25 protein-coding genes and 2 tRNA genes are annotated in these 26,145 nt (G+C 62.5%); 9 read left to right on the forward strand and 18 right to left on the reverse strand.

What is annotated here, in order from left to right:
• The gene (locus MJ643_RS03555) at positions 1-720 is read right to left on the reverse strand and encodes a response regulator (protein ID WP_023661060.1); all 720 of its coding nucleotides are present in this window, start codon (positions 718-720) and stop codon (positions 1-3) included.
• Positions 721-860: 140 nt separating this feature from the next.
• Between MJ643_RS03555 and MJ643_RS03560 the strand changes: the two genes are divergently transcribed.
• A complete protein-coding gene (locus MJ643_RS03560; RefSeq protein ID WP_023661061.1) occupies positions 861-3,158 on the forward strand; it encodes a TonB-dependent siderophore receptor in 2,298 nt (765 codons plus the stop codon).
• A 475-nt stretch (positions 3,159-3,633) separates the two neighbouring features.
• Here the strand turns inward: MJ643_RS03560 and MJ643_RS03565 are convergent, their stop codons facing one another.
• The 3 genes from MJ643_RS03565 to MJ643_RS03575 form a co-directional block, all read right to left on the reverse strand.
• Entirely contained in the window at positions 3,634-3,840 is a 207-nt protein-coding gene (locus MJ643_RS03565) for a DUF3079 domain-containing protein (RefSeq protein ID WP_013970481.1), read from the reverse strand.
• A 152-nt stretch (positions 3,841-3,992) separates the two neighbouring features.
• Positions 3,993-4,068, reverse strand: a tRNA-Thr gene (locus MJ643_RS03570).
• 98 nt (positions 4,069-4,166) lie between these two features.
• Positions 4,167-4,415 carry a hypothetical protein gene (locus MJ643_RS03575; RefSeq protein ID WP_003257464.1) on the reverse strand — a complete coding sequence of 83 codons (249 nt, stop codon included), beginning with the start codon at positions 4,413-4,415 and terminating at the stop codon, positions 4,167-4,169.
• A gap of 563 nt (positions 4,416-4,978) precedes the next feature.
• On the opposite strand from MJ643_RS03575, the gene MJ643_RS03580 reads away from it, so the two are divergent.
• Entirely contained in the window at positions 4,979-5,254 is a 276-nt protein-coding gene (locus MJ643_RS03580; RefSeq protein ID WP_013970482.1) for a DUF3077 domain-containing protein, read from the forward strand.
• 353 nt (positions 5,255-5,607) lie between these two features.
• Here MJ643_RS03580 and MJ643_RS03585 read toward each other — a convergent pair whose 3' ends face one another.
• The 5 genes from MJ643_RS03585 to MJ643_RS03605 all read right to left on the reverse strand — a co-directional run bounded on the left by MJ643_RS03585 (position 5,608) and on the right by MJ643_RS03605 (position 9,911).
• A complete protein-coding gene (locus tag MJ643_RS03585) occupies positions 5,608-6,813 on the reverse strand; it encodes a methyltransferase (RefSeq protein ID WP_024087998.1) in 1,206 nt (401 codons plus the stop codon).
• A gap of 124 nt (positions 6,814-6,937) precedes the next feature.
• Positions 6,938-7,627, reverse strand: a complete 690-nt coding sequence (locus MJ643_RS03590; protein ID WP_013970484.1) for an ABC transporter permease — start codon at positions 7,625-7,627, stop codon at positions 6,938-6,940.
• Positions 7,627-8,319: an ABC transporter permease gene (locus tag MJ643_RS03595; protein WP_013970485.1), complete on the reverse strand. Its 693-nt coding sequence runs from the start codon at positions 8,317-8,319 to the stop codon at positions 7,627-7,629. Before MJ643_RS03595 ends, MJ643_RS03590 begins: the two co-directional genes overlap by 1 nt.
• 54 nt (positions 8,320-8,373) lie before the next feature.
• Positions 8,374-9,126, reverse strand: a complete 753-nt coding sequence (locus tag MJ643_RS03600; protein ID WP_013970486.1) for an ABC transporter substrate-binding protein — start codon at positions 9,124-9,126, stop codon at positions 8,374-8,376.
• Positions 9,127-9,137: 11 nt separating this feature from the next.
• A complete protein-coding gene (locus MJ643_RS03605) occupies positions 9,138-9,911 on the reverse strand; it encodes an ABC transporter ATP-binding protein (RefSeq protein ID WP_003257472.1) in 774 nt (257 codons plus the stop codon).
• A 665-nt stretch (positions 9,912-10,576) separates the two neighbouring features.
• Between MJ643_RS03605 and gabP the strand changes: the two genes are divergently transcribed.
• The gene (gene gabP / locus MJ643_RS03610) at positions 10,577-11,962 is read left to right on the forward strand and encodes a GABA permease (RefSeq protein ID WP_013970487.1); all 1,386 of its coding nucleotides are present in this window, start codon (positions 10,577-10,579) and stop codon (positions 11,960-11,962) included.
• 181 nt (positions 11,963-12,143) lie between these two features.
• On the opposite strand, the gene MJ643_RS03615 is transcribed toward gabP, so the two are convergent.
• From MJ643_RS03615 to MJ643_RS03640, 6 genes are all read right to left on the reverse strand, one after another.
• Positions 12,144-12,587 carry a hypothetical protein gene (locus tag MJ643_RS03615; protein ID WP_013970488.1) on the reverse strand — a complete coding sequence of 148 codons (444 nt, stop codon included), beginning with the start codon at positions 12,585-12,587 and terminating at the stop codon, positions 12,144-12,146.
• Positions 12,588-12,644: 57 nt separating this feature from the next.
• Positions 12,645-13,625: a polyphosphate kinase 2 gene (ppk2, locus tag MJ643_RS03620; RefSeq protein ID WP_024087999.1), complete on the reverse strand. Its 981-nt coding sequence runs from the start codon at positions 13,623-13,625 to the stop codon at positions 12,645-12,647.
• Between the two features lie 207 nt (positions 13,626-13,832).
• Positions 13,833-13,908 (reverse strand) — tRNA-Phe (locus MJ643_RS03625).
• A 90-nt stretch (positions 13,909-13,998) separates the two neighbouring features.
• The gene (locus MJ643_RS03630) at positions 13,999-14,271 is read right to left on the reverse strand and encodes an oxidative damage protection protein (RefSeq protein ID WP_003257478.1); all 273 of its coding nucleotides are present in this window, start codon (positions 14,269-14,271) and stop codon (positions 13,999-14,001) included.
• A complete protein-coding gene (mutY, locus tag MJ643_RS03635; RefSeq protein WP_013970490.1) occupies positions 14,268-15,335 on the reverse strand; it encodes an A/G-specific adenine glycosylase in 1,068 nt (355 codons plus the stop codon). Before mutY ends, MJ643_RS03630 begins: the two co-directional genes overlap by 4 nt.
• Positions 15,332-17,578 (reverse strand): AsmA family protein, encoded by a 2,247-nt coding sequence (locus MJ643_RS03640; RefSeq protein WP_023661917.1) that lies wholly within the window; start codon positions 17,576-17,578, stop codon positions 15,332-15,334. Before MJ643_RS03640 ends, mutY begins: the two co-directional genes overlap by 4 nt.
• Positions 17,579-17,883: 305 nt before the next feature.
• Between MJ643_RS03640 and MJ643_RS03645 the strand changes: the two genes are divergently transcribed.
• From MJ643_RS03645 to hisF, 6 genes are all read left to right on the forward strand, one after another.
• Entirely contained in the window at positions 17,884-19,545 is a 1,662-nt protein-coding gene (locus MJ643_RS03645; RefSeq protein WP_013970492.1) for an OFA family MFS transporter, read from the forward strand.
• A 238-nt stretch (positions 19,546-19,783) separates the two neighbouring features.
• Entirely contained in the window at positions 19,784-20,377 is a 594-nt protein-coding gene (gene hisB, locus MJ643_RS03650) for an imidazoleglycerol-phosphate dehydratase HisB (RefSeq protein ID WP_003255736.1), read from the forward strand.
• Positions 20,378-21,016, forward strand: a complete 639-nt coding sequence (gene hisH / locus MJ643_RS03655) for an imidazole glycerol phosphate synthase subunit HisH (protein ID WP_013970493.1) — start codon at positions 20,378-20,380, stop codon at positions 21,014-21,016.
• Entirely contained in the window at positions 21,017-21,277 is a 261-nt protein-coding gene (locus MJ643_RS03660) for a DUF2164 domain-containing protein (protein WP_003257483.1), read from the forward strand.
• 27 nt (positions 21,278-21,304) lie between these two features.
• Entirely contained in the window at positions 21,305-22,042 is a 738-nt protein-coding gene (hisA, locus tag MJ643_RS03665) for a 1-(5-phosphoribosyl)-5-[(5-phosphoribosylamino)methylideneamino]imidazole-4-carboxamide isomerase (RefSeq protein ID WP_003257484.1), read from the forward strand.
• Between the two features lie 10 nt (positions 22,043-22,052).
• The gene (gene hisF, locus MJ643_RS03670) at positions 22,053-22,823 is read left to right on the forward strand and encodes an imidazole glycerol phosphate synthase subunit HisF (protein ID WP_013970495.1); all 771 of its coding nucleotides are present in this window, start codon (positions 22,053-22,055) and stop codon (positions 22,821-22,823) included.
• 117 nt (positions 22,824-22,940) lie between these two features.
• On the opposite strand, the gene choV is transcribed toward hisF, so the two are convergent.
• The 3 genes from choV to MJ643_RS03685 all read right to left on the reverse strand — a co-directional run bounded on the left by choV (position 22,941) and on the right by MJ643_RS03685 (position 25,993).
• On the reverse strand, positions 22,941-24,119 hold the full coding sequence (choV, locus tag MJ643_RS03675; protein ID WP_003257485.1) for a choline ABC transporter ATP-binding protein: 1,179 nt from the start codon (positions 24,117-24,119) through the stop codon (positions 22,941-22,943).
• Complete coding sequence (gene choW / locus MJ643_RS03680; protein ID WP_169774667.1) at positions 24,116-24,964, reverse strand: choline ABC transporter permease subunit; 849 nt, start codon at positions 24,962-24,964, stop codon at positions 24,116-24,118. The genes choV and choW overlap by 4 nt, the downstream gene beginning before the upstream one ends.
• Positions 24,965-25,045: 81 nt before the next feature.
• Complete coding sequence (locus MJ643_RS03685) at positions 25,046-25,993, reverse strand: choline ABC transporter substrate-binding protein (protein WP_003257486.1); 948 nt, start codon at positions 25,991-25,993, stop codon at positions 25,046-25,048.
• Positions 25,994-26,145 lie beyond the last annotated feature (152 nt).

Consider the following 26,145-nt stretch of genomic DNA (forward strand, 5'->3'; position numbering starts at 1 on the left):
TCAGGCATCGGCCCCGTTGGCGGCGATGCTCAGCAAATAGCCTTCGTTGCGGATGGTGAGAATTTGCGCGGCACCCGCCGGCGCGTGGCGCAGGTGCTGGCGCAGGCGGCTGACGCACATGTCCACCGAACGGTCGTCGGGCAGGTGGTCGCGGCCGAACGCACTGCGCGTCAGCTGGTCGCGGGACACCACGCGGTTGTTGGCTTCCAGCAGCTCGCGTAGTACGCGGTAGTCGGAGCGGGGCAGGGTCAGGGTCTCGCCATCGGGGCGGGTGAGCAGGCGTTTCACGTGTTCCAGGCGGAAGCCGGCGAACAGCTGGGCATCTTCTACCGGCTCTACGGCGGGCGCATCCAGGCGTTGCGGACGACGCAGCACGGCCTTGATCCGGGCGATCAGCTCGCGTGGCTCGAAGGGCTTGGCCAGGTAGTCATCGGCACCCACCTCCAGACCGATGATGCGGTCCAGCGTGCTGCCCTTGGCCGACAGCATGATCACCGCCAGCCCCGGCGTGGCTTGAAGCTGGCGGCACAGGCTCAGGCCATCTTCGCCCGGCAGCATCAGGTCCAGCACCACCAGCTCAACCTTGTGCCGGGCCAGATGCTCGCGCATCTGCTCGCCGTCAGCCGCTGCCAGCACGTTATAGCCGGCATCTGTCAGGTAATCACATAGAAGTTCGCGGATCTCGTCGTCATCGTCGACAACAAGCAAAGTTGTGCTCATGCAGAAAAACACCTGTTCGGTTAGGGCTGGTAGCGCTCGTTACGTTCGATTACATCCCCGTACAAGCCGGGTCTGGAGCCCGGGGGGCCGATCCCTAGAATCCTAACAAAAAATCATCTGCAAATACGAAGCCTTCCCAAATGAACTCCGAGAGCACCCCGAACGCCTTCCCCTCCATCAGCCGAGGCGGCACGCGCCTCAAACCGCTGGCCCTGTTCATTGCCGTGGCCGTCAGCGGTGGCGCGATGGCTGCCGACAGCAAGCCCCTGGAACTGGAGGCCACGCAGATCGAAGACAGCGCCCTGCTGCCTGCCGACGAAGCTGGTCAGCTGGGTTACACCGTCGAAAGCACCCGCAGCTCCACCGGCCTGGCCCTGACGCCGCGCCAGACGCCGCAGTCGGTCACCACCATTACCCGCCAGCAAATGGATGACCGCGACATCCACACCATCGAGCAAGCGCTGGAAACCACCCCAGGCGTGACCGCGAGCAAGTCCGAAGTGGGCGGGCGTACCGACTACCGTGCCCGTGGTTACTCGATCAGCAACTGGAAGGTCGATGGCCTGCAGTTCCAGGGCGGGTCCGATTTCAGTGGCGGCGGCAACGCACTGAACATGGACCTGTACGAGCGCATCGACATCGTGCGCGGCGCCAACGGCCTGCTGGGCGGTACCGGCGACCCGTCGGCCACCGTCAACCTGATCCGCAAGGCACCGACCAGGACGTTCGGCGGTAGCGCCTATGCCACCTACGGCAGCTGGGACAAGCGCCGCCTGGGCGCCGACCTTAACCTGCCGCTGTCCGAAGACGGTCGCCTGCGTTCGCGCTTCGTGATGACCCAGCAGGACGCCAACTCATTCCGCGACAACCAGTCCGAGCGCTCCCGCGCAGCGCTGGCCAACTTCGAGTTCGACCTGGACGACGCCACCACTCTCGGTGCCGGCTACCAGTACGAGTACAACAAGATTGTCGGCGGTGGCTGGGGTGCGAACATCCCGATCTGGTACAGCGATGGCAGCAAGACCGACCTGCCGCGCAGCACCAACGTGGTACCCAGCTGGAGCTTTGGCGAGTACACCACCCGCACCGCGTTCGGCTCGCTGGAACACCGCTTCGACAACGACTGGACGCTGGACCTGAAAGCCACCCAGAGCACCGCCGAAACCCTAAACCACCGCGGCCTGGCCAAGGTCAACTCGGCGGGCCGTGGCAGCTACGGTGGCTACTGGGACCAGGATGGCAGCGGTGCCGTGCTCAACGGCCTGCACAGCTCCACCGACACCACCCAACAGTCGGCGCAGATCGACCTGTCCGGCCCGTTCCAGCTGTTCGGCCGTACCCACCAGGCGATGGTTGGCTACAACGACAGCCGCACCGTGGCCTGGTCGCCGGAATACACCTGCACCATGGTTGGCGACGGCATGGCCAGTGCGCCTGCGCTGGGTTGCCAGTTCCGCGCCAACAACGGCTTCCCGCTGACCGACTGGCGCAATGGTGTGGATGACGACTACAACATCATCGCCTCGCGCACCGGCCGCCACAGCAAGACCACCACCCGCCTGCAGGGCATGTACGCGGCAACCCGCCTGAGCATCACCGACCCACTGTCGGTCATCCTCGGTGTGCGCACCAGCAACTACTCGGCCACCACCCGCAGCGTGGCTGGCGCACGTACCAGCCAGGAAGAGAACGGCATCGTCACCCCGTACCTGGGCGCCGTGTACGACCTCAACGACAACTACTCGCTGTACGCCAGCTACACCGACATCTTCACCCCGCAAACCGCCGAAACCAGCAGCGGCAGCAAGGTTGAGCCGATTCGCGGGCAAAGCTACGAGACGGGTATCAAGGGAGAGTGGTTCGATGGCCGCCTGAACGCCTCGGCGGCGTACTTCCGCACCAAGCAGGAAAACAAGGCAGTGCTCGACGGCGACCTGACCACCCCGACCGGTGGCGACGCCTACAAGGCCGGTTCCGGCCAGGAAACCGACGGTATCGACCTGGAAATCGCCGGCGCCCTGACCCCCAGCTGGAACGTGTACGCCGGCTACACCTACCTGCACTTCCGCCGCCTCGACAGCGACGGCCGCAGCGACCCATCGCACCTGTTCAAGGCTTCGACCACCTACCGCCTTTCCGGCCCGCTCGACCGCCTGACCCTGGGTGCCGGGGTTACTGCGCAGAGCAACATCCGCGCAATCTCCAGCCCGGCGGGCCAGCCGAGCAATGGTGTGAGCACCGGTGCCACTGACGTGAATTGGTCCGGTTATGCCATCTGGAATGCCATGGCCAAGTACCAGCTGACCGACGACACCAGCGTCAGCCTTAACGCCAATAACCTGTTCGACAAGCACTACTACACCCGCTACGGGTTCTATGCCGGGGCGATTTATGGTGACCCACGCAACCTGTCGCTGACGGTCAGCACAGCGTTCTGATCAACCGCACCTGGGGCTGCTGCGCAGCCCATCGCCGGCAAGCCGGGCTCCCACAGGTACAGCGCACACCTTGAGCCCGGCGCTCCCCATTGGTAGCAACTGCCTTGCTCAATTTCTAACAGGTGGCGCGATCCTTGTGGGAGCGGGCGTGCCCGCGAACACGGGCGAAGCCCGTGCCATCCACCGCAGCACCTCATTCGCTGGGTCGGCGCCAGGCTCAAACCATGCGCTGTACCTGTGGTAGATGGCCCAGCCCTTTGGGCTGCGCTGTCGTGAAGATAACTGAAATTGCAAGCAATCCGCGTACCCTGTGGGAGCGGCTTTAGCCGCGAAGAATCCAACGCGGTGTATGGCACCGGCTGCGCCGGTGTTCGCGGCTAAAGCCGCTCCCACAGGGCCCCCGCTAATTCAATGAGTTATGTGCAGTTCTATGAGAGCCTGGCTTGCCGGCTATGGGCCGCAAAGCTGCCCTATTTCACCTAGGGCCAGTCTCTTGCTGGCAATCAACCGGCTTCTCCAGCCGGTCCTCGAAACTGTCCCAGTCCTCGCCAAACAGTTCCACCGGGTGCATGGTCCGACTCGACCCATTGCCACAGGCCAATGCCTTGGCCGGGCAGTACAGGTCGCAGCCCCAGCAGATGCGCTCCGGGTGGCTGGGGGTTTTGGGGAATTTCTTGGCCATGGTTTCCTTCCCTCAAGGGCTGACTGATCTCAGGCTAAGCTGCGTGCCGGCGTTAGGCTTGATTGAGATCAATCTTGGAGGAAGGGGTCATGCAGAGCGTGCTGGAAACAAAAAAGGCCCACCTTTCGGTGAGCCTTTTTTGATACTGCGTATGGTGCCGGCACCAGGAATCGAACCCGGGACCTACTGATTACAAGTCAGTTGCTCTACCATCTGAGCTATACCGGCAATGGGGCGTCATTATAACGATCGGTTGGCGCCTGTAAACCACTTCGTTGCGAATGTTCGCAAATGACCTAAGTCACCGACCTGAAAGAAGAATTTTCCTACCAGCCGCGATGGATGGTGGTGACGCTCGGCTCGGTTTTGCCCGGGTTGAAGAACAGCTTGTCGTTGTCGCAGCCGCGCTTGCGGCAGGGGCTTTCGGTGCGCAGGGGCAGGCCGTTGTCGCCGCCGAGCTGCATGCCGGGGTGGTTCCAGCCCAGGCTGCTGGTGGGGTGGGGAGCGGTGCCGCTGGCGCAGGCGGTCAGGGCCAGGGTGAGGGTCAGCAGGGCGAGGGGCTTGGCTTGGGTCACGATGGTCGGGTCCGTTAGTCCATTGTCGGCTCTGGCGCAACGCCAGAAGGTCGCGGGGCTGGCGGGCAGCGCGCGACGTCACTTTTTAATCATTTGGGGGGCGGATGATACACCGTTGCGGTGGTCAGGCATTAGCTTTGTGTTGCTTGTGATGGCCTATTCGCGGGCTTGCCCGCTCCCACAGGATCTCCACAAGCCTTGAAACTGTGTAGTACTTGTGGGAGCGGGCGCGCCCGCGAATAGGCCATCAGCTGTACGAAGATTCTGAACTTTAGGGCTAACAGCTTCAGGGGTTGGTGGCTTCGGAACTATCCTACGCGCGCCGCCGAAGTATCGCTGTTGTCGGGGAAATGGCTCACGGATACCGTTTTCGGGTCGCTCTGGCGACCGGGTGTGAGAACCCTGATCGAATAAGCGCTACCCATTTATGGTGGCCGTACGCGGGCAGACTTCGGTCTGGCCGGGCTTCCTTATTCGACCGGTTTCTCACCCCGCGAACGGCTGCCACCCAAATCCGTGAGAAAGATTTCTGGCAGTCCCCTCCCCGAGTAAGGATTTATGCCATGAAGAAAACCATCATCGAACCCATCACTACCGCAGGCGTGGAAACCTTCCTCGCAGCCGGTAACCCATCCCTCAATCTGCTACGCGTCGAGCCTGGTGTCCCCGTCGATGCTGCCTATGAGCATGTCTCGATCCTGATGGGCTACATCAAGCATCTGGTGCGCGAAGGGGATATGGAGGATGACCATAAATTCCTGGGCGCCGCCGATTATCTGTGCGACATGGCCAAGGCGCTGATGAACGATATCGAGATTGCCAAGAACAAGGCGCATTGAAAGGTGTGGGAGTGGGCACCGCGTTGCATGGCACGGGCTTCGCCCGTGTTCGCGGGCACGCCCGCTCCCACAGGAATCGCGTAAACCTGCCGGTTTTTGAGCGAGAAAAAAAGAGCCTACAAAGGCCGTGCAAACAATGCTTGCGCCAACCATAAGAAATGTTTATGCACAAGTGGCATCGGCGACTTGCGCGAAAGGCATGCCGGATCGATACACCGCCGGTCTTTGCGCAAACGCCTGTTTTTACTGGCCTTGACGCGCAAGCCGGAATAAGCCAAACGCTTGAAATAGCGCTTGGATCCAACAGGTAATCACAAGCTTGTTCACAGAGTTATCCACAGGTTGTGCTGCGGCTAACGGTCGCGTTCGGCAAGGATTAGCAGGTTGCGCGGGGTGAGTGGGTAGTCGCAGAACAAGCCAAGGCGCACGTTGTAGCCTTGTTCTTCGAGGAACAGGGCCCGATCGAGAACCAGCCACAGCTCCAGCGGCCGGCGGAACAGGTTGCGCACGCGCTCCAGGTTGCGGACCTCGGCCAGGCGTTGCCAGCCGGCGGCTTCCAAGGCTGCCCAGTCCGGGTTGCCAGTCAGCTGCAATTGCTTGAGTTCGGCCAGGTCGCGGCAGTACTGCTCGAAGGGCTTCTCCAGCCAGGCCACGGGTAGCGACGGTGTCGGCAGGTACTCGTCGGTCTGGCGCTGCTGGCGTTGCAGCAGGTCGAAGCCCAGGCGCCGGGCCATCGAGGTGTCGCGCTGGCGCCGCACGCGGGCGCCGGCGGTAACGGTTTCGCTCAAGGGCAGGCCAAGGTCATCCAGTGACAACCGCAGGCTGGAGGCTTGGGCGGCTGTGGATAACGCCTGGTAATGCTGCGCCGCGATGCGGTTGTAGCAGCAGGGGGCCACGGCCAGTTGTCGGCAACCTTGCTGGCTGGCCAGTTGCATCAGGCGCACATGCAGGTCGCCACAGGCGTGCAGGGCAACCACGCTTTTGTCGCCAGCCAGGTGGCGGGCGCTGTCGTTGGCCATCACATCCTGGTGCACATGCTGCGCCGGCAAGTGGTGGTGCGTGCTCAGGGCCTGGCCGGCGGCGACCAGTTCGGCATCGTATTCCAGGCAGGTCAGGTGTTGGCCGGGTTGCAGCAGGCGGCGGCCCAGGTGGCCTTTGCCGGAGCACCAGTCCAGCCAGTGACGGGGCTGTTCGCGGAAGGCCAGGTGGCTGGCGAAGGCTTCGATCTGCTGCCATTTGCGGCCCGGGACGGCTACGTCGAGGCGATGCGCGGCGGGGGGCAGGTCGGTTGCCGGGAGGTTGCCGAGTGCCGAAAGCTGTCGGGCTTGCTGGGCCAGTTGCGGGAACGGGGCGGGCAACCGGGCAGCGGTGGTGTCGGTTTCGGCGTCTTCCAGGGAGCATTGGCGCAGGTGGGCGGCAAGCTCGGGGTGGGCGGTTTCCCAAGCCAGCTTCAGGCTGGTGAAGGGGCGGGGTTTCCACAGTTGCTGGTGCTCGATCAGGAACTGGTCGAGGGCCTGGAAGCGGGTGCTTAGGTGGGGGCTGTGGAGGTGGTTGGGCATGGGATGTGTGTTGGTTTTGAGGGCCTCTTCGCGGGTGAACCCGCTCCCACAGGTATAGTGCACAGCTTGAGGGCTGTGGGGTCCCTGTGGGAGCGGGTTCACCCGCGAAGCAGTCAGTGAGGTCTCAGCGGCCCTGGCACGCATCCACGCGCAACCAGCGCTCCAGCAGCTTGAAGCCCTGCACCAGCACGAACGAGATCACCAGGTAGAACACCCCGGCGGCAAAGAAGATCTCTACCGGCAGGTAGGTGCGGGCGATGATGGTACGGGCCATACCAGTCAGTTCCAGCAGGGTCACGGTACTGGCCAGGGCGCTGGCCTTGAGCATCAGGATCACTTCGTTGCTGTACGCCGGCAGGCCGATGCGCGCGGCGCGTGGCAGCATGATGTAGAACAGCGTCTTGCCTCGCGACATGCCCAGCGCCCGCGCCGCCTCGATCTCACCCTTGGGGATCGACTGCAGCGCGCCGCGCAGGATCTCGGCGATGTAGGCAGCAGTGTGCAGGGTCATGGTCAGCACGGTGCACCAGAACGGGTCGCGCAGGTACGGCCATAGCGAACTCGAACGCACCATGTCGAACTGCGCCAGGCCGTAGTAGACCAGAAACAGCTGCACCAGCAGCGGCGTGCCACGGAAGAAGAAGATGTAGCCGAACGGCACCGCGCGCACATACCAATGGCGCGAGGAGCGGGCGATGCCCAGCGGGATGGCCAGGACCAACCCGGCAACCACCGCGATGGCTACCAGCTCCAGGGTCAGGGTCGCACCCTGGGCCAGGCGTGGCAGCCATTTGATGATGACTTCCCAATTCATTATTCGGCCCTCGCAAAGCCGCGAGCGGCGCGTTTTTCCATGAAGTGCATACCGGTCATGGCAATGATGGTCAGGCTCAGGTAGATGCAGGCCGCGACCATGTAGAAGGTGAACGGCTCTTTGGTCACGGTCACGCCGATTTGTGCGTGGCGCATGATTTCTTCCAGGCCGATTACCGATACCAGGGCAGTGTCCTTCATCAGGATCATGAACAGGTTGCCAAGGCCGGGCAGGGCGATGCGCCACATCTGCGGCAGGATGATCCGCGACAGGATGCGGCCTTTGGACAGGCCAAGCGCCAGGCCGGCTTCACGGTGGCCCTTGGGGATTGCCAGGATGGCGCCACGGAACACTTCGGTGGCGTAGGCGCCGAAGCACAGGCCCAGGGCGATCACGCCCGCAGCGAAGGCGCTGAGCTCCAGGCCTGGCATGTTCAGGGCTTCACCGAGGGCGTTCATCAAGCCGACGGTGCCGAAATAGATAAGCAGTACCCACAGCAGTTCGGGCACGCCGCGAACCAGGGTCGAATAGAAGCCACCAAGCCATTGCAGCGGCTTGATTGCGGAAGTCTTGGCCAGGGCGCCGAGCAGGCCCAGGACCAGGCCCAGCAGCAAGGCGCAAAGCGCCAGTTTTACGGTCATCAGGGTGCCGGCCATCATGGCCGGACCGAATCCGTGCAGGTCGATATTCATGGGCAGGTCATTCTAGGGACTGGCGCGCCGCAAGGGCGCGCCGGTCGGGGCGGATCATTCGATGCTGAACGGGAAGTACTTGTCGTTGATCTTCTTGTACGTGCCGTCGGCCTTGATTTCTGCCAGGGCCTTGTTCAGGTCGTCGCGCAGCTTGGTGTCACCCTTGCGCACGGCAATGCCGATCTTGTCGCTGTCCATCACTGGCTCGCCCTTGAACTCGAAGTTCGAGCCGTCTTTGCTCTTCAGCCACTCGTACTGCACGTACTTGTCGGCCAGGATGCCGTCGATGCGGCCGGAAACCAGGTCGAGGTAGGCGTTTTCCTGGGTGTCGTAGAGTTTGATCTCGACATCCGGGTAGTTGTCTTCAAGGTAGGTGCCAGCCAAGGTTGCGCGCTGGGTGCCAATGACCTTGCCCTTCAGCGAAGGTTTGTCAGTCTTGAAGTCGACGTTTTTCGGCGCGATGAACTGCAGCTTGTTGGAGTAGTACGGCTCGGTGAAGTCCACGGCCTGCTTGCGCTCGTCGGTGATCGACAGCGACGACACCAGGAAGTCGAACTTCTTGGCGTTCAGGGCCGGGATGATGCCGTCCCAGTCGGAGGTGACGACCGAGCACTCGACTTTCATCTTGGCGCACAGGGCGTCGCCGATGTCTTTGTCGAAGCCGACCACGTTACCGCTGGCATCCTTGTTGTTGAACGGTGGGTAGGCGGCTTCGATACCCATGCGCAGTTTTTCTGCGGCCAGGGCGTTGGCCGACATCACCAGCGTGGCAGCAGCTGCCAGGAGGAACTTCTTGTAAGTGTGCATGTATTGCTCCGTTAGCGGTGGCTGGACATGAATTGCTTGCAACGCGCCGAGGTCGGGTTCTCGAAGACCTGCTGCGGCGATCCCTGCTCTTCGACCAGGCCCTGGTGCAGGAAGACGACTTCACTGGACACATGGCGGGCAAAGCTCATCTCGTGCGTCACCAGCAGCATGGTACGGCCTTCTTCGGCCAATGCGCGGATAACGTTTAGCACTTCCTGGACCATTTCCGGATCGAGCGCCGAAGTTGGCTCGTCGAACAGGATGACCTTGGGCTTCATGGCCAGGGTACGGGCAATGGCGGCGCGCTGCTGCTGGCCACCGGAAAGCTGGGCGGGGTAGCTGTGACGCTTGTCGTAGATGCCCACCTTGTTCAACAGGGCTTCGGCGGCTTCGATGGCCTCGGCCTTGCTCTGGCCGAGCACGCGGCGTGGCGCCTCGATGATGTTGTCGAGGATCGACATGTGCGGCCACAGGTTGAAGTTCTGGAAGACGAAACCGATCTCGCTGCGCAGGCGGTTGATCTGGCGGTTGTCGGCGGCGACCAGGTCGCCGTTCTTGGCGGCCTTGAGCTTGAGGGCTTCACCGGCAACCAGGATTTCGCCCTGGTGCGGGTTTTCGAGCAGGTTGATGCAGCGCAGCAGGGTGGACTTGCCGGAGCCGGACGACCCCAGGATGGAGATCACGTCACCGTCGCGTGCGGTCAGCGAAATGCCCTTGAGAATTTCCTGCTCGCCGTAGCGTTTGTGCAGATTGCGGATTTCCAGCGCGGGCGTGGCCTGAGCCATGTGCGGTCCTCATGTGTACGGGTGCGTTCCCAGCTGTTGGCGGCCTTCCTGGCGTGCGCCACGCTAGCATAGCGGCATTATCACGGCCAACAGGGTCGCTGGGGACTCGGGGCGCTGGTGGGGCAGTTTGTCGCATCGTTGCAGCGCAACGTCGCGCGGATGTCCGCGAAGGTGTCGCCCAGCACCAGAGCCTTGATGAAAAAAGGCGCGATGGTGCCAGCTTTGGCCCGCTCATGGAAGCGGTTTTAGACCTTTCGCGGGCACGCCCGCTCCCACAGGTTCTTTAAAAGGGCTCAAATGGTTGCACCTGACCTGTGGGAGCGGGCATGCCCGCGAACGGGGGCGGCCAGGTCTTCAGGTTGTACCTCTAGGTTGCACTTTTTTGCATTGCAGCGGTGCACAGGTGTTACCGGGGAGCACCTTTGGTGCGTTTGTAAGTGGGTATTTCAGTAATCCGATGATTTGATGGTCTTTCGGTCAGCCGTTGGCCGAAAGCCCTCCAAACCGCATGCTAAAAGGGATACCGACTTTTCTGACGAATGTATTCAGCACATGGCGCGCTTATTGCCAGTAGGAAACCGCCGATTGCAGCGACGCCCAGGTCAACCCCAGGCGCGCTCCGTAACCGCAGTCGGAGTGGTCCACTCCTTACAAAGGTAGTTTCAATGAGCGGTAACAATTCCAATGACCTCGCTCAGGGGCTCAAACAACGGCATGTGACCATGCTGTCCATCGCTGGCGTCATCGGTGCCGGCCTTTTCGTTGGCTCCGGCCACGCCATTGCTGCTGCCGGCCCTGCCGTGCTGCTGGCTTACGCTGCCGCCGGTACGCTGGTCGTGCTGGTCATGCGCATGCTGGGTGAAATGGCTGTCGCCTCGCCTGACACCGGTTCGTTCTCTACCTATGCCGACCGCGCCATCGGGCGCTGGGCCGGTTTCACCATTGGCTGGCTGTACTGGTGGTTCTGGGTACTGGTAATTCCGCTGGAGGCCAACGCCGCCGCGGCCATCCTGCATGCCTGGTTCCCTGCGGTCGACCTGTGGGCGTTCTCCCTGGTCATCACCTTGGCGCTGACCCTGACCAACCTGTGCAGCGTGAAGAACTACGGCGAGTTCGAGTTCTGGTTCGCTCTGCTGAAGGTGCTGGCGATCATCGGCTTCATCGCTGTGGGTTGTGCTGCCTTGTTCGGCTTTGTGCCGAGCAGCCAGGTAAGCGGTGCCAGCCACCTGTTCGACACCCAGGGCTTCATGCCTAACGGCCTGGGCGCGGTGCTGGCAGCCATGCTGACCACCATGTTCTCGTTCATGGGTACCGAAATCGTTACCATCGCCGCTGCCGAGTCGAAGGACCCGGGCAAGCAGATCAGCCGCGCCACCAACTCGGTGATCTGGCGTATCTGCCTGTTCTACCTGGTGTCGATCTTCCTGGTCGTGGCCCTGGTGCCGTGGAACGACCCGGCCCTGGCCGAGACCGGTTCCTACCAGACCGTGCTGAGCCGCATCGGCGTGCCGAATGCCAAGCTGATCGTCGACATCGTCGTGCTGATCGCCGTGACCAGCTGCCTGAACTCGGCGCTGTACACCTCGTCGCGCATGCTGTTCTCGCTGAGCAAGCGTGGTGACGCTCCGGCCATTGCCCAGCGCACCACCAAGTCGGCTACCCCGCATGTGGCGGTTCTGCTGTCCACTGCAGCGGCGTTCCTCTGTGTGTTCGCCAACTTCGTGGCCCCGGCCCAGGTGTTCGAGTTCCTGCTGGCCAGCTCTGGTGCCATTGCGCTGCTGGTGTACCTGGTGATTGCCGTATCGCAGCTGCGCATGCGCGCCCAGCGTGAGGCCCGCGGCGAGAAGATCACCTTCAAGATGTGGCTGTTCCCGGGCCTTACCTGGGCGACCATTGCCTTCATCATTGCCATTCTGGTGGTAATGGCGCTGCGTGAGGACCACCGCGCCGAAATCATCGCGACCGCGCTGCTGAGCATTGGTGTGGTGGCGGCTGGCTTGCTGGTGCACCGCAAGCGTGAAGCTGCCGGGCGGGTGGCGCTGGATAACTGATCCGCGCTGGCTGAAATGAAAAGGCCGCGCCCTGTGAAGGGCGCGGCCTTTTTTGTTGCCTGTTCCGGCCCTTTCGCGGGCTTGCCCGCTCCCACAGGGACGGCATTGCCTTTGGGCCTGGGGTGTACCTGTAAGGAGGCGGCTTGCCGGCGATAGGGCCCGGTCAGGCTACACAGCCCTGTCAGCCAAATTGCTTCTGCTGCTGTTGCTGCTTGGCAACCAGCTCCGAAGCCGCCACGTAGGCGGCCTGGAACTCATCGCTCTCCAGCCAGGCCATGGTGGCTTCTTCGTCGGCCCCATCCAGCCATTTGCGGTAGGCGTTGAACACCAGCACGATGTAATCGGTGGCGTGTTCTTCCTTGTGTCCCTTGAGCACAAGGGCCAGCAGCGGATCTACCAGGAACACCGAAATCATCGGTACCAGGCCGCCTTCCTGGGCTTCCTTCATCTTCTTGAATAGCGGGTCGTAGCTGCCCGACTCCATGGCCTTGTTGTACACCTGCTCGATGCTGGCGCTGTCGCCAGCACTGGCCTTGACCGCCTGGCCGCTGCGTACCATGCGGTTCTGCTTGGCCTTGCTGGCGGCGCGCTTGGCGCGTTTCTGTTGCTTGGTTGGGGTGGCCATGGTGAATCCTTGGTGGGGCGGAAATTGCGCGTATTGAAGCGCAGCAGGCACGCCGATTCAACAGGCCTGCGGCTCTGCCTCATCTTCCTCGAAGCCGCGGGACGCTCGCCCGACCAGTAGCGCATCCGGCGCATGCGCCACGCTGCGGTCCTTGCCCGGGTAGTCCAGCGAATGCAGGAAGTGCCGGATGCAATTGATCCGCGCACGCTTCTTGTCATCGGACTTGATCACCGTCCAAGGTGCATCGGCCGTGTCGGTATGGAAGAACATCGCCTCCTTGGCTGCGGTGTAGTCCTCCCACTTGTCCAGCGACTTGATGTCGATGGGGGACAGCTTCCAGTGTTTGAGCGGGTCGTCCCGGCGCGAGATGAAGCGGCGCAGCTGCTCTTCGCGGTTCACCGAGAACCAGTACTTGAACAACAGGATGCCGCTGTTGCACAGCATGCGCTCCAGCTCCGGCGCCTGGCGCATGAACTCCAGGTACTGCAGTGGCGAGCAGAAATCCATCACCTTCTCGACGCCGGCGCGGTTGTACCAGGAGCGGTCGAAGAACACCATTTCACCTGCCGTGGGCAGATGCTGGATGTAGCGCTGGAAGTACCACTGTCCTTTTTCCTGCTCGGAAGGCTTTTCCAGGGCCACGATGCGCGCGCCGCGTGGGTTGAGGTGCTCCATGAACCGCTTGATGGTGCCGCCCTTGCCTGCGGCATCGCGCCCTTCGAACAGGATCACCACGCGCTGGCCGGTTTCCTTCACCCAGCTCTGTACCTTCAGCAACTCGATCTGCAGCGCATGCTTGGCCTTCTCGTAGTCCAGGCGACGCATGCGGGTGCGGTACGGGTAGCTGGTGGGCAAGCGGGCCGAAGTGCTGTCTTCGTTGCTGCCCTTGGGGGCGGTGGCGACTTCCAGTGCAGCAGGTTGCTGGCTGATGCTGGTGATCGTCGGCTCCGGCTTGCGCTGGCGTGGGCGACGCGTGCGGGCTGGGGTGATGGCGGGCTCGCTGGGGGCGGGGAGCAGGAGGGGGGATTCTTCGCTCATGGAGGTCCTTGCGGGTCGAGTCGGATGTCCGTCTTCGATTGTGAAGGTGAGCGAGTGATAGCTATTTGATGTCTATCAATGAGACGTGAGGGGATTTGAGGATTGAAGCTGTTGGATTATGAAAATTCACAGACAACAAAAAACCCGCACTAGGCGGGTTTCTTGTTGTCGCTTCGGGTAACTTTGCAACCACCAGAAGCTTGAAGGTGGTGCCCAGAGACGGAGTCGAACCGCCGACACGAGGATTTTCAATCCTCTGCTCTACCGACTGAGCTATCTGGGCGACGAGGTGAATTAAATAGACTTTCAGACCGCTCGTCAACGACTTTTTGAAAAAATTTTAAATTAATTCCGTCGCTTACGTTCCGTGGGGTCATTCCGAGGGTGGAACGTAGCCTTCCGCCTGGGCGTATTCTTCGCCGGCGAAAAACTTGTCCATCTCGCCCTGGAGGAATTTGCGGTCCTCGGCGTTCATCATGTTCAGGCGCTTTTCGTTGATCAGCATGGTCTGGTGCTTCTGCCAGTCAGCCCAGGCTTTCTGCGAGATGTGTTCGAAGATGTCCTGGCCCTTGGCGCCGGGGTAGGGCGGGCGCTCCAGGCCTGGCAGTTCTTCTTTGTACTTGCGGCACATCACGGTGCGGGTCATCGGGCGTCTCCTGCAATCAGTTCGTCGGCCGCGCGTTTGAGCAGCTTTTTCACCGGGGCGGCGAGGCCCAGGCGCGGCGGGGTGGCGAGGTTATACCAGAGCCAGTCGGCCTCGGCCACGTGCTGGCCGACCGGGTCGACGCGCACCAGCCAGGGCTCGATCGCCAGCTGGAAGTGGCTGAAGGTATGGGTCAGGCCGTCCATGGCGCGGCTGTCAGCCAGGCGCAGGCCGTGCTGGTAGGCCAGGTCGTCGAGTTGGGCAATGTCGTCCAGTTCCGGCAGGCTCCACAAACCACCCCATAGGCCGCTGGACGGACGGCGGTAAAGCAGGATGGCGCCTTCGTGGTTGGCCAGCAGCGGCATCAGCGTGCGGCGCTGCGGCAGTGCCTTGCGCGGCTTGGGCTCGGGGTAGCGGGTTTCTTCACCGTGCAGGTGCGCTTCGCAGCCGCGCTGCAGCGGGCAGATCAGGCAGCTGGGCTTGCTGCGGGTGCACAGCGTGGCACCCATGTCCATCATCGCCTGGGTGTAGTGGTTGGCGCGCTGCTGTGGGGTAAAGCGTTCGGCCGTGGCCCACAGCTGGTTGGCCACCTTGGGTTCGCCGGGGTAGCCGGCCTGGGCGGTGTAGCGGGCCAGCACGCGCTTGACGTTGCCGTCGAGGATCGGTGCGCGGATGCCCATGCTGATACTGGCGATGGCGCCGGCGGTGGAGCGGCCGATGCCAGGCAGCTCGGTGAGCTGCTCGACACTGCGCGGGAATTCGCCGCCATGCTGTTCGACCACGATCTTCGCGGCCTTTTGCAGGTTGCGTGCCCGGGTGTAGTAGCCCAGGCCCGTCCACAGGTGCAGCACCTCGTCCTCCGGCGCTTCGGCCAGGGCCTGCACGGTCGGCAGGGCCTGCATGAAGCGGTCGAAGTAGTTGAGCACGGTGCTGACCTGGGTCTGCTGCAACATGATTTCCGACACCCACACCCGGTACGGGTTGATGCCCTGTTGCCAGGGCAGGTCGTGCCGACCGTGTTCGTCATACCAATCCAGCACAGCGCTGGAGAACTGCTCGGGGCTCATCGCTTGAACAGCCCCTTGAGCGCGTCTTTCAATTCTGGGCTCACTTTGTCTCCGAGTTTTTCATCGATCTTGTCTTGCAGACGGTTGCCGGCCACCTTGGCGGCAACCTTGCCCAGGCCGTCCTGGTCCAGGCGGCAGGCTTTGGCGCCCAGCTCCAGCGGGCCGCGGCAACGCAGCGGTATTTCGACACCGACATACCGTTCGTTGACCTGGCAGGCCGGGTCCGGCATGGCGCGCTGGTCGCCTTCGACGACCACGCCAACGTTGTAGTCCATGCCCAGTACACGCAGGTCGAGGTCACCATGGCCATTGACGGTAAGGCCCGGAATTCGTGCCTTGAGGTCCGGGTTGCTGGCAACGCCATTGCGTACTACCAGGCTGCCACGCAGTTCCTGGAACGGGGTGTCCTTGCCACGCGGCTCGCCGCTGAGCGACTTGCGGTTCAGCGTGGCGATGGCCTTGCACAGTTGCTGTTCCAAGTTGGCATTGACCAGCACGCCATCGTTGATGACGAAGTTGGCGTTGCCGTTGAGGGTGTCGACCAGGGTCTTCTGGCTGTTGCCGGTGGCGGTCAGGTCGCTGGTCAGGGTTAGCAGGCCTTTGACCGGTGGCGTCTGTTCCTTGCCCTCGGTCTTGATGAAGTGTTCGACCGGCACCCGCTGGATGCTGGTGTTGACGCCCAGTTGCGGCACGGCAGGGCGCACGTCGACGGTGCCCTTGGCCTCGAAGGTGCCGTTGTACAGTTCACCGCGCAGGGTTTGCAGGGTCAGCAGGCCGCCCTGGCCGATGGCCTTGAGCTGGGCGTCTTCGATCGGCAGTTTGTCCAGGGTCAGCGAGCCGAAGGCCAGGTCGGCCTGTAGGTCGAGGGCGCGCAGGCGATCGACCGGCAGCAGCTTGTCGTCGCTCCAGGCGACCTGGGTCGGGGCATTGGGGAGCGGCGTGGTGCCAGGGCCGGCGACCGCAGTGGTTTCCTGTTGCTTGACCTCGGCCTGACGCGCGGCGGTGGCGCCCTTGGCCTCTTCACTCTTGGCCGGCAGGTAGCGGTCGGCGTTGAAGGTGTCGCCCTTGAGCTGCAGGCGCAGGGCCTGTTTGGCGAAGTCTTCGACGGCCACGCGGCCAGTGAAGGTGCTGTCGTCCAGCTTCACCGCCAGGTCTTCCAGGGCCAGGCTGTTCGGCGTGCCCTGCAGGCGGGTGACCAGTTCCAGCTTGGCGAAGGCCGCCGGGTCGTTGGTGGCCGGCAGCGGGCGGCCGATGCTGTCGAGGAAGGTGCGCAGGTCGAACTGGGCGATGGACAGGCCGCCGCTCAGCTGCGGTGCCTTGTCCAGGTCTCGCAGGTTCAGCTCGCCCAGGGCGCGCAGCTGGTTGGCCGAGACTTTCAGGCCGTTCCACGAGGCGACATTGGCGGCCAGGTCGACCAGCAATTGGCCTTGGGCGGCGAAGGTCACGGTCTTGCCGCCGGTGGGCTCACCCGAGGTTTCGCCCGACAGGCGCATGTCTTCGAAGTTGTAGCGCTTGAGCTTGCGGTCGAAGCGCAGCTCGCCGGCCAGTTCGGTGCGGGCCTTGATGTTCGGCTGGCTGGCGCTGAGGAAGGCGCTGGCCTTGAGCGGAATGTTCGCCCCTTCGTGGACTGGGCCGGTGCTCAGCTGGATGCTTTCGGCGCTGTAGCTCTGGCCGGTCTTGGCATCGGTGTACTGTACGCGGGCGTTGTTCACGGTCAGGCTGTCGATGTCAAGCTTGACGGCGCGTTCGTTGCTGGCGACCGGTGCCGACGCCTGTTCGGCCGGTGCCTGGGCTGGAGCACTGGCCTGCCCATCGGCACTGGCGCCGTTCTGCGCGGGCAGCGGTTTACCGATGTCTTCCCAGTTGCCATGGCCCTGTTCGTCACGGGCCAGGGTCAGGTTCAGGCCCTCGACGCGCACGTCGCTCATCTGCACTTCGCGGCGCAGCAGTGGCAGCACACGTACAGAAAGCCCCAGCATCTGCAGGTCGGCGAACGGCTCCTTGGGTTTGTTCAAGGTGGCGATGCTCGCATCGTGCAACTCCAGGCCCAGCCACGGGAACAGGCTCCAGCCAATGTCACCGTTGAGGGTCAGCTCGACGTGAGCCTTGTCACGTGCCAGCTGGCGAATCTCGTCTTTGTAGTCGTTGGGATCGAAGAGGTGGGTCAGGGCGAAGCCCAGCGCCACGATGATCAGCAGCAACCCGAGAAGCCCAAGTCCCAGGATTTTGCCGAACGCTTTCATGGGCGAGTCCTTGTAGTCCGTTTTTGAAATTCAAGCGCCAGAGTATAGCGCCGCAGTGGTTACCCCTGCGTATTCGACTAGAGATACGGGGCATTTCCTACGCGTACAACAGATGGTACGGCTTTCGACAGCCATGATTTTGTCAGTTCCGAATGTGTGGCCTGTACTGGCCCTATCGCCGGTATAGGCAACATGACCGTTTCAGCCGAGCAAAAATTAACGATATCAGATTGCTTTCACGCTACTTGATGCTGCTACCCTTGCGCCGCTTTGCCTGCACCCTCCCTATAAGAAGGATCTGATCCATGAGCAGTACCGTCGCGGCGGGGACCTTGGCCAGTGCGCCAAGCTTCCTGTCGAAGGAGCGCATCATCGCCCGTCCGGGCTTCAACCGCTGGCTGGTCCCACCGGCCGCCCTTGCCATCCATCTGTGCATCGGCATGGCCTATGGCTTCTCGGTGTTCTGGCTGCCGCTGTCGCAAGCCCTAGGCATCACCGCCCCGGTCGCCTGCGCGGCGGACATGGGCTTCATGGCCCGCATGTTCAGCGCCGAATGCGATTGGCCGATTTCCATGCTGAGCTGGATCTACACCCTCTTCTTCGTCTTCCTCGGTTGCTCGGCGGCCGTGCTGGGTGGTTGGCTGGAACACGCCGGCCCGCGCAAGGCCGGCCTGGTGTCGGCGCTGTGCTGGTGCGGTGGCATGCTGATTTCGGCGATTGGCGTGAAAACCCATCAGTTGTGGCTGATGTGGCTGGGTTCCGGCGTAATTGGGGGTATCGGCCTGGGCCTGGGCTACATCTCGCCGGTGTCGACCCTGATCAAGTGGTTCCCGGACAAGCGCGGCATGGCCACCGGCATGGCGATCATGGGCTTCGGTGGCGGGGCCATGGTCGGTGCTCCGCTGGCCACCGCGCTGATGGGCCATTTCGGCAATGCGCAAGAAGTGGGCGTGTGGCAGAGCTTCGTCGTCATGGCGGCGATCTACTTCGTGTTCATGACCGCTGGTGCCCTGGCGTATCGCGTACCGCCAACCGGCTGGAAGCCCGAAGGCTGGAGCGCCCCAGTGAAGAAAGCTGGCAACACCATGGTCACCGACCGCCACGTTCACGTCAGCGTGGCCTGGAAGACCCCGCAGTTCGCGCTGATCTGGCTGGTGCTGTGCCTGAACGTGTCGGCGGGTATCGGCATCCTCGGCATGGCTTCGCCGTTGCTGCAGGAAGTGTTCGCCGGCAAGCTGCTGGGCAACGGGCTGAGCTTCAGCGAGCTGAACAGCGCCCAGTTGGCGCAGATTGCCGCGATCGCCGCCGGCTTCACCGGCCTGCTGAGCCTGTTCAACATCGGCGGGCGGTTCTTCTGGGCGTCGTTCTCGGACTACATTGGCCGCAAGAACACCTATTTCGCCTTCTTTGCCTTGGGCGTGGGCTTGTACAGCCTGGTGCCGAACATGGGGCACCTGGGTAACGTGGCGCTGTTCGTGGCGGCGTTCTGCATCATCCTGTCGATGTACGGTGGTGGTTTTGCCACGGTACCGGCCTACCTGGCCGACCTCTTCGGTACGCAGATGGTCGGCGCAATTCATGGCCGCCTGCTGACTGCCTGGGCGGCGGCGGGGGTGCTGGGGCCGGTGCTTATCACCTACCTGCGCGAGTACCAATTGGCGGCCGGGGTGGAGCGTGCGGCTGCTTATGACATGACCCTGTACATCCTCGCCGGCCTGCTGGTGCTGGGCTTTGTCTGCAACATGCTGGTACGACCGGTGGCCGACAAGCACTTCATGAGCGATGCCGAACTGGCTGCCGAGCGGGCTTTGAGCCATGACAAGGGCGCCGACGGGGCGCGCTCGCTGGAGTGGAAGGCGGCGCCGGGTAGCCTGCCGCTGGTACTGCTGGCCTGGGCTGTGGTGGTCGTGCCGTTGGCCTGGGGCGTTTGGATTACCTTGCAGAAGACGGCTGTGCTGTTCCATTGATTGGGGGCGCTTTGCGCCCCATCGCGACACAAGGCCGCTCCTACAGGCGACCCCTGTAGGAGCGGCCTTGTGTCGCGATGGGCTGCAAAGCAGCCCCAAGCCATGCGGTTGTATAGACCTGTAACGGTATCCAGCCTGCGTAATTCCTCGTTTTGCCATATGTCATCCGCGTTTCAAGCCGGCGCGTTCTAGGCCTATAATGAAGCCCTTTTCGCCTAATGATTTTGCGGAGCTGGTGATGGTCGAACGTAAGGCTTCCGTCGAGCGCAATACCCTGGAAACCCAGGTCAAGTGCTCGATCAACCTCGATGGCAGTGGCAAGGCCCGATTCGATATCGGTGTGCCTTTCCTTGAACACATGCTGGACCAGATTGCCCGCCATGGGCTGATCGATCTGGATATCGAGTGCAAGGGTGACACGCATATCGACGATCACCATACCGTCGAAGACGTCGGCATCACCTTGGGCATGGCATTTGCCCAGGCCATCGGTGACAAGAAGGGCATCTTCCGCTACGGCCACGCCTATGTGCCGCTGGACGAAGCGCTGTCGCGCGTGGTCATCGACTTCTCCGGTCGCCCGGGCCTGCAGATGCATGTGCCGTACACCCGCGCCAGCGTCGGTGGCTTCGATGTCGACCTGTTCCAGGAGTTCTTCCAGGGCTTCGTCAACCACGCCCTGGTGACCCTGCACATCGACAACCTGCGTGGCCACAACACCCACCACCAGATCGAGACCGTGTTCAAGGCTTTCGGCCGCGCCCTGCGCATGGCCATTACCCTCGACGAGCGCATGGCCGGGCAGATGCCTTCCACCAAAGGGTGCCTGTAAATGCAGACGGTAGCCGTAATCGACTATGGCATGGGCAACCTGCATTCGGTGGCCAAGGCGCTCGAGCATGTAGGTGCCGGCAAGGTGCTGGTCACCAGTGATGCCACGGTCATCCGCGAAGCCGACCGCGTGGTATTCCCGGGCGTGGGCGCGATTCGCGACTGTATGGCAGAAATCCGCCGCCTGGGCTTCGACAGCCTGGTGCGTGAAGTCAGCCAGGACCGCCCGTTCCTCGGCATCTGCGTGGGTATGCAGGCACTGCTCGACCACAGCGAAGAAAACGACGGTGTCGACTGTATCGGCCTGTTCCCCGGCCAGGTTCGCTTCTTCGGCAAAGACCTGCAGGAAGACGGCGAGCACCTGAAGGTGCCGCACATGGGCTGGAACGAAGTCGGCCAGACCAACGACCACCCGCTGTGGCACGACATCCCCGACCGTGCGCGGTTCTACTTCGTGCATAGCTATTACATCAATGCAGGCAAGCCGGCCCAGGTGGTCGGTCGCGGCCATTACGGTGTCGATTTCGCCGCTGCACTGGCCGATGGCTCGCGCTTTGCCGTGCAGTTCCACCCGGAGAAGAGCCATACCCATGGCCTGCAGCTGCTGCAGAACTTCGTCGCCTGGGACGGGCGCTGGTAAATGAGCAGGTCGAAGACCAAGGCCCCGGTCATCACCCTGGCCCCCGAGCAGGAGCGCGAAGCGCTGCACACGCTCAAGCGCTTCCTCGAAGACCGTTTCGAGCTGGAGCTGGGGTCGTTCGAAGTGGCCGAAGTCCTCGAACTGTTCAGCAAAGAAATTGCACCCCTTTACTACAACAGGGCGATTGCCGATGTTCAGCTGCACCTCAAGGAGCGGTTCGAGAGCATCGAAAGCGATCTGTGGGCGCTCGAGAAGCCCTGAAACCCCAAGAACAGACAGGTTCCCAAGATGCTGATTATCCCCGCTATCGATCTGAAGGACGGTGCCTGCGTGCGCCTGCGCCAGGGCCGCATGGAAGACTCCACGGTATTTTCCGACGACCCTGTGAGCATGGCCGCCAAGTGGGTCGAGGGTGGCTGCCGCCGCCTGCACCTGGTCGACCTCAACGGCGCCTTCGAAGGCCAGCCGGTCAACGGTGAAGTGGTCACCGCCATTGCCAAGCGCTACCCGACCCTGCCGATCCAGATCGGTGGTGGCATCCGCTCGCTGGAAACCATCGAGCACTACGTCAAGGCTGGCGTCAGCTACGTGATCATCGGCACCAAGGCGGTCAAGCAGCCGGAGTTCGTCGCCGAAGCGTGCAAGGCCTTCCCGGGCAAGGTCATCGTTGGCCTGGACGCCAAGGACGGCTTCGTCGCCACCGACGGCTGGGCTGAAGTGAGCTCGGTGCAGGTCATCGACCTGGCCAAGCGTTTCGAGGCCGATGGCGTCTCGGCGATCGTCTACACCGACATCGCCAAGGACGGCATGATGCAGGGCTGCAACGTGCCGTTCACCAAGGCGCTGGCAGAAGCTACCTCGATCCCGGTGATCGCCTCGGGCGGCATCCACAATCTGGGCGACATCAAGGCCCTGCTGGACGCCAAGGCCCCGGGCATCATCGGCGCCATCACCGGCCGTGCCATCTACGAAGGCACCCTCGATGTCGCCGAGGCCCAGGCCTTCTGCGACAACTACCAAGGCTGAGGACTGAACCATGGCACTGGCCAAGCGCATCATCCCTTGCCTGGACGTGGACAACGGCCGGGTGGTCAAGGGCGTCAAGTTCGAGAACATCCGTGATGCCGGCGACCCGGTGGAAATCGCCCGTCGCTACGACGAGCAAGGTGCCGACGAAATCACCTTCCTCGACATCACTGCCAGCGTCGACGGCCGCGACACTACCCTGCATACCGTCGAGCGCATGGCCAGCCAGGTGTTCATCCCGCTGACCGTGGGCGGTGGCGTGCGCACCGTGCAGGACATCCGCAACCTGCTCAATGCCGGTGCCGACAAGGTCTCGATCAACACGGCCGCGGTGTTCAACCCAGAGTTCGTCGGCGAGGCAGCGGACCGTTTCGGTTCGCAGTGCATCGTTGTCGCCATTGATGCCAAGAAGGTGTCCGGGCCGGGCGAAGAACCACGCTGGGAAATCTTCACCCACGGCGGGCGCAAGCCGACCGGGCTGGATGCCGTTGAATGGGCGAAGAAGATGGAAGGCCTGGGTGCTGGCGAGATCCTGCTGACCAGCATGGATCAGGACGGCATGAAGAACGGCTTCGACCTGGGTGTTACCCGTGCGATCAGTGATGCGCTGGGTATTCCGGTGATTGCCTCGGGCGGTGTGGGTAACCTGCAGCACTTGGCTGACGGCATTCTGGAAGGGCATGCCAGTGCGGTGCTGGCTGCCAGTATCTTCCACTTTGGTGAGTACACGGTGCCGGAAGCCAAGGCCTACATGGCTTCGCGCGGGATCGTCGTTCGCTGACCCATTGTTGGGAGGGCTTTGCCCTCTCGCGACACAAGGCCGCTCCTACAGGGATATGCGTTCCCCTGTAGGAGCGGCCTTGTGTCGCGAAAGGGCCGCAAAGCGGCCCCAATGGCATCAGCCGTGGTTCTTGCCGAGCAATGCGTGATAAAGCTCGGTATCCCCAAGTATCCCCACCACCTTGTCGTTATCCTGCAACACCAGCTTGTTGCCGGTCTGATAACGAATCTGCAGCGCCTCGCGCATGCCGATATCGGCATTTACCAACGTTGGGCGGCGGCCCAGCAGCTCCACATCCTGCCCTGGTGCCCAGTTTTGCAGGTCAAGCCCGTTCTGCCCCTGGCGTGCGCGCTTGATCGAGCCGCCTTCGCCAAGGTCCAGCCACGAGTCGATGCCGGGGTCTAGGCACACCGAACCGTTCACCCGCTTGCAGTTGTCCAGGCTGCGCATCAGGCTGCGCCCGCACAGCACGTTCAGTGGGTTGGTATGGGCAACAAAGGTACGCACATACTCGTCGGCCGGGTTGAGCACGATCTCTTCCGGCTTGCTGTACTGAATGATCCGCCCGTCCTTCATGATGGCGATGCGGCTACCCAGTTTCAGTGCCTCGTCCAGGTCGTGGCTGACGAACACGATGGTCTTGCTCAGCTTGGCCTGCAGGCCAAGCAACTCGTCCTGCAGCCCTTGGCGGATCAGCGGGTCCAGTGCCGAGAACGGTTCGTCCATCAGCAGGATGTCGGCATCCATCGCCAGCGCCCGGGCCAGGCCCACACGCTGCTGCATGCCGCCAGACAGTTCGTCCGGCTTCTTGTTGCGCCACTGGGTCAGGCCCACCAGTTCGAGCTTCTCGTCTACCAGCTTGCGCCGTTCCTTCTCGGGGCGGCCCTGCATTTCCAGGCCAAAGCTGATGTTCTCGCGCACCGTCAGCCAGGGCATCAGGGCGAATTTCTGGAACACCATGGCAATGCGCTTGGTGCGCATCATCTTCAGTTCGGCCGGGGTGCAGTGGGCAATATCGATGTGCTTGCCTTCGTGCTCGACGAACAGCTTGCCGCGGCTGACGGTGTTGAGGCCGTTGATGCAGCGCAGCAAACTCGACTTGCCCGAGCCGGACAGGCCCATCAGCACGCAGATCTCGCCCTTCTGGATATCCAGGTTGGCCTTCTCGACACCCACCACCAGGCCGGTCTGCTTGAGAATCTGCTCGCGGGTCTGGCCTTGGTCGAGCAGCGCCAGCGCTTCGCGCGGCTTGTTGGAGAAGATGACGTCGACGTCTTCGAAACGAATGATGCTCATGCTTCACCCCTTACCGGCAGGTCCGGTTGCTTGCAGATACGGTCGAGCATGATCGCCAGCAGCACGATCGCCAGGCCCGCTTCGAAGCCCAGGGAAATATCGGCGGTGTTCAGTGCGTTGACCACAGGTTTGCCCAGGCCGTCAGCGCCGACCAGGGCGGCGATCACCACCATCGATAGCGACAGCATGATGCACTGGGTAACGCCGGCGGCGATGCTTGGCATCGCGTGCGGCAGTTCGATACGGGTGAGCAGCTGGCGCCGTGAGCAGCCAAATGCCTTGCCGGCATCCATCAGCTCCTGCGGGACGTCGCAGATGCCCAGATACGTGAGACGGATCGGCGCGGCGATGGCAAACACCACTGTCGAGATCAGCCCCGGCACCACACCCAGGCCGAACAGGGTCAGGGTGGGGATCAGGTAGACGAAGGTAGGTACCGTCTGCATCAGGTCGAGTACCGGGCGCATGGCGGTATAGAACATCGGTTTGTGCGCGGCGACGATGCCCAGTGGCACGCCGATGGCCACGCAAACCACCGTGGCGAAGGTGACCTGCGCCAGGGTTTCCATGGTTTCCTGCCAGTAACCCAGGTTGAGGATCAGCAGGAACGACAGGGCGACGAATGCGGTCAGCGCCCACTTGCGCTGGATGAAATGCGCCAGGGCGGCGAACAGAGCGATGAGCACGAACGGATTGAAGAAAGTCAGGGCACTGGTTACGCCATGGATCATGAACTCCAGGCCTTGCGCGATGGCGTCGAAGTAATTCGCGCCGTTCTGGGTCAGCCACTCGACGAACGACGCGATGTACTGGCCCAGGGGTATTTTCTGATCGATAAGCATGATAGCGAGCTTCCACCTGCATAGATTGAACTCAACCCGGGGCAGGCACGGTCCTGCCCCGAGGTAGCGCTATTGCGTATTTCGTTATTGCGTCAGCTTGGCCTTGGCCGCCTCAAGGCCGGGTTTGCCATCCACGGTGGTTACGCCGGCCAGCCAGGCATCCAGTTTGCCAGGGTTGTCCTTGAGCCACTTCTTGGCAGCCGCCTCGGGTTTCATCTTGTCGTCCAGGACATAGCCCATCATGGTGCTTTCATCCTTGAGCTCGAACGACAGGTTCTTCAACAGCTGGCCAACGTTGCTGCACTCCTGCACATAGCCCTTGCGGGTGTTGGTCAATACGGTCGCCTTGCCGAAGTCGGGGCCGAAGAATTCGTCTCCGCCGGTCAGGTACTGCATCTTGAAGCGGGTGTTCATCGGGTGCGGTTCCCAGCCGAGGAACACGATGGCCTCGCCGCGTTTCTGCGCGCGGTCGACCTGCGACAGCATGCCGGCCTCGCTGGACTGAACGATCTTGAATCCGGCGTCCTTCAGGCCGAAGGCGTTCTTGTCGATCATGCTCTGGATGGTGCGGTTGCCATCGTTGCCGGGCTCGATGCCGTAGATCTTGCCGTCCAGTTCCTGCTTGAACTTGGGAATGTCGCTGAAATCCTTCAGGCCCTTGTCATACAGCGCCTGGGGCACGGCCAGGGTGTACTTGGCGTTTTCCAGGTTGGCGCGCACGGTTTCCACGGTGCCGGCGTCGCGATACTGCTTGATGTCGTTCTCCATGGTCGGCATCCAGTTGCCGAGAAACACGTCCAGGTCCTTGCCGGTGGCCAGCGACTTGTAGGTCACCGGTACCGAGATCATGGTGGTGTGGGTCTTGTAACCCAGTGCTTCGAGCACAACGCTGGTGGTCGCGGTAGTGACCGTGATGTCGGTCCAGCCGACATCCGAGAACCGTACCGTCTGGCATTGCTCGGGTTCGGCGGCCTGGGCCAGCAAAGGCGCGGACAGCAACGCAACCAGCAACAGCGAGGGTGAACCTTTCATGGATGGACTCCTGTGATTTTGTCTTCGGGTTCGCGTGGGTCGCCGGGCTTTCTCAGGGTCCGGTCGACCAGGCCTGCAGAGGGCAGGATGCGTGGCCGTGCTTTACGAGTCGCTTTCGATAATCCTCCAGCGCCGGGCAATCGCCTACTGGT

The sequence above is a fragment of the Pseudomonas sp. PNPG3 genome, assembly GCF_023093815.1.
GTDB lineage: Bacteria > Pseudomonadota > Gammaproteobacteria > Pseudomonadales > Pseudomonadaceae > Aquipseudomonas > Aquipseudomonas asiatica.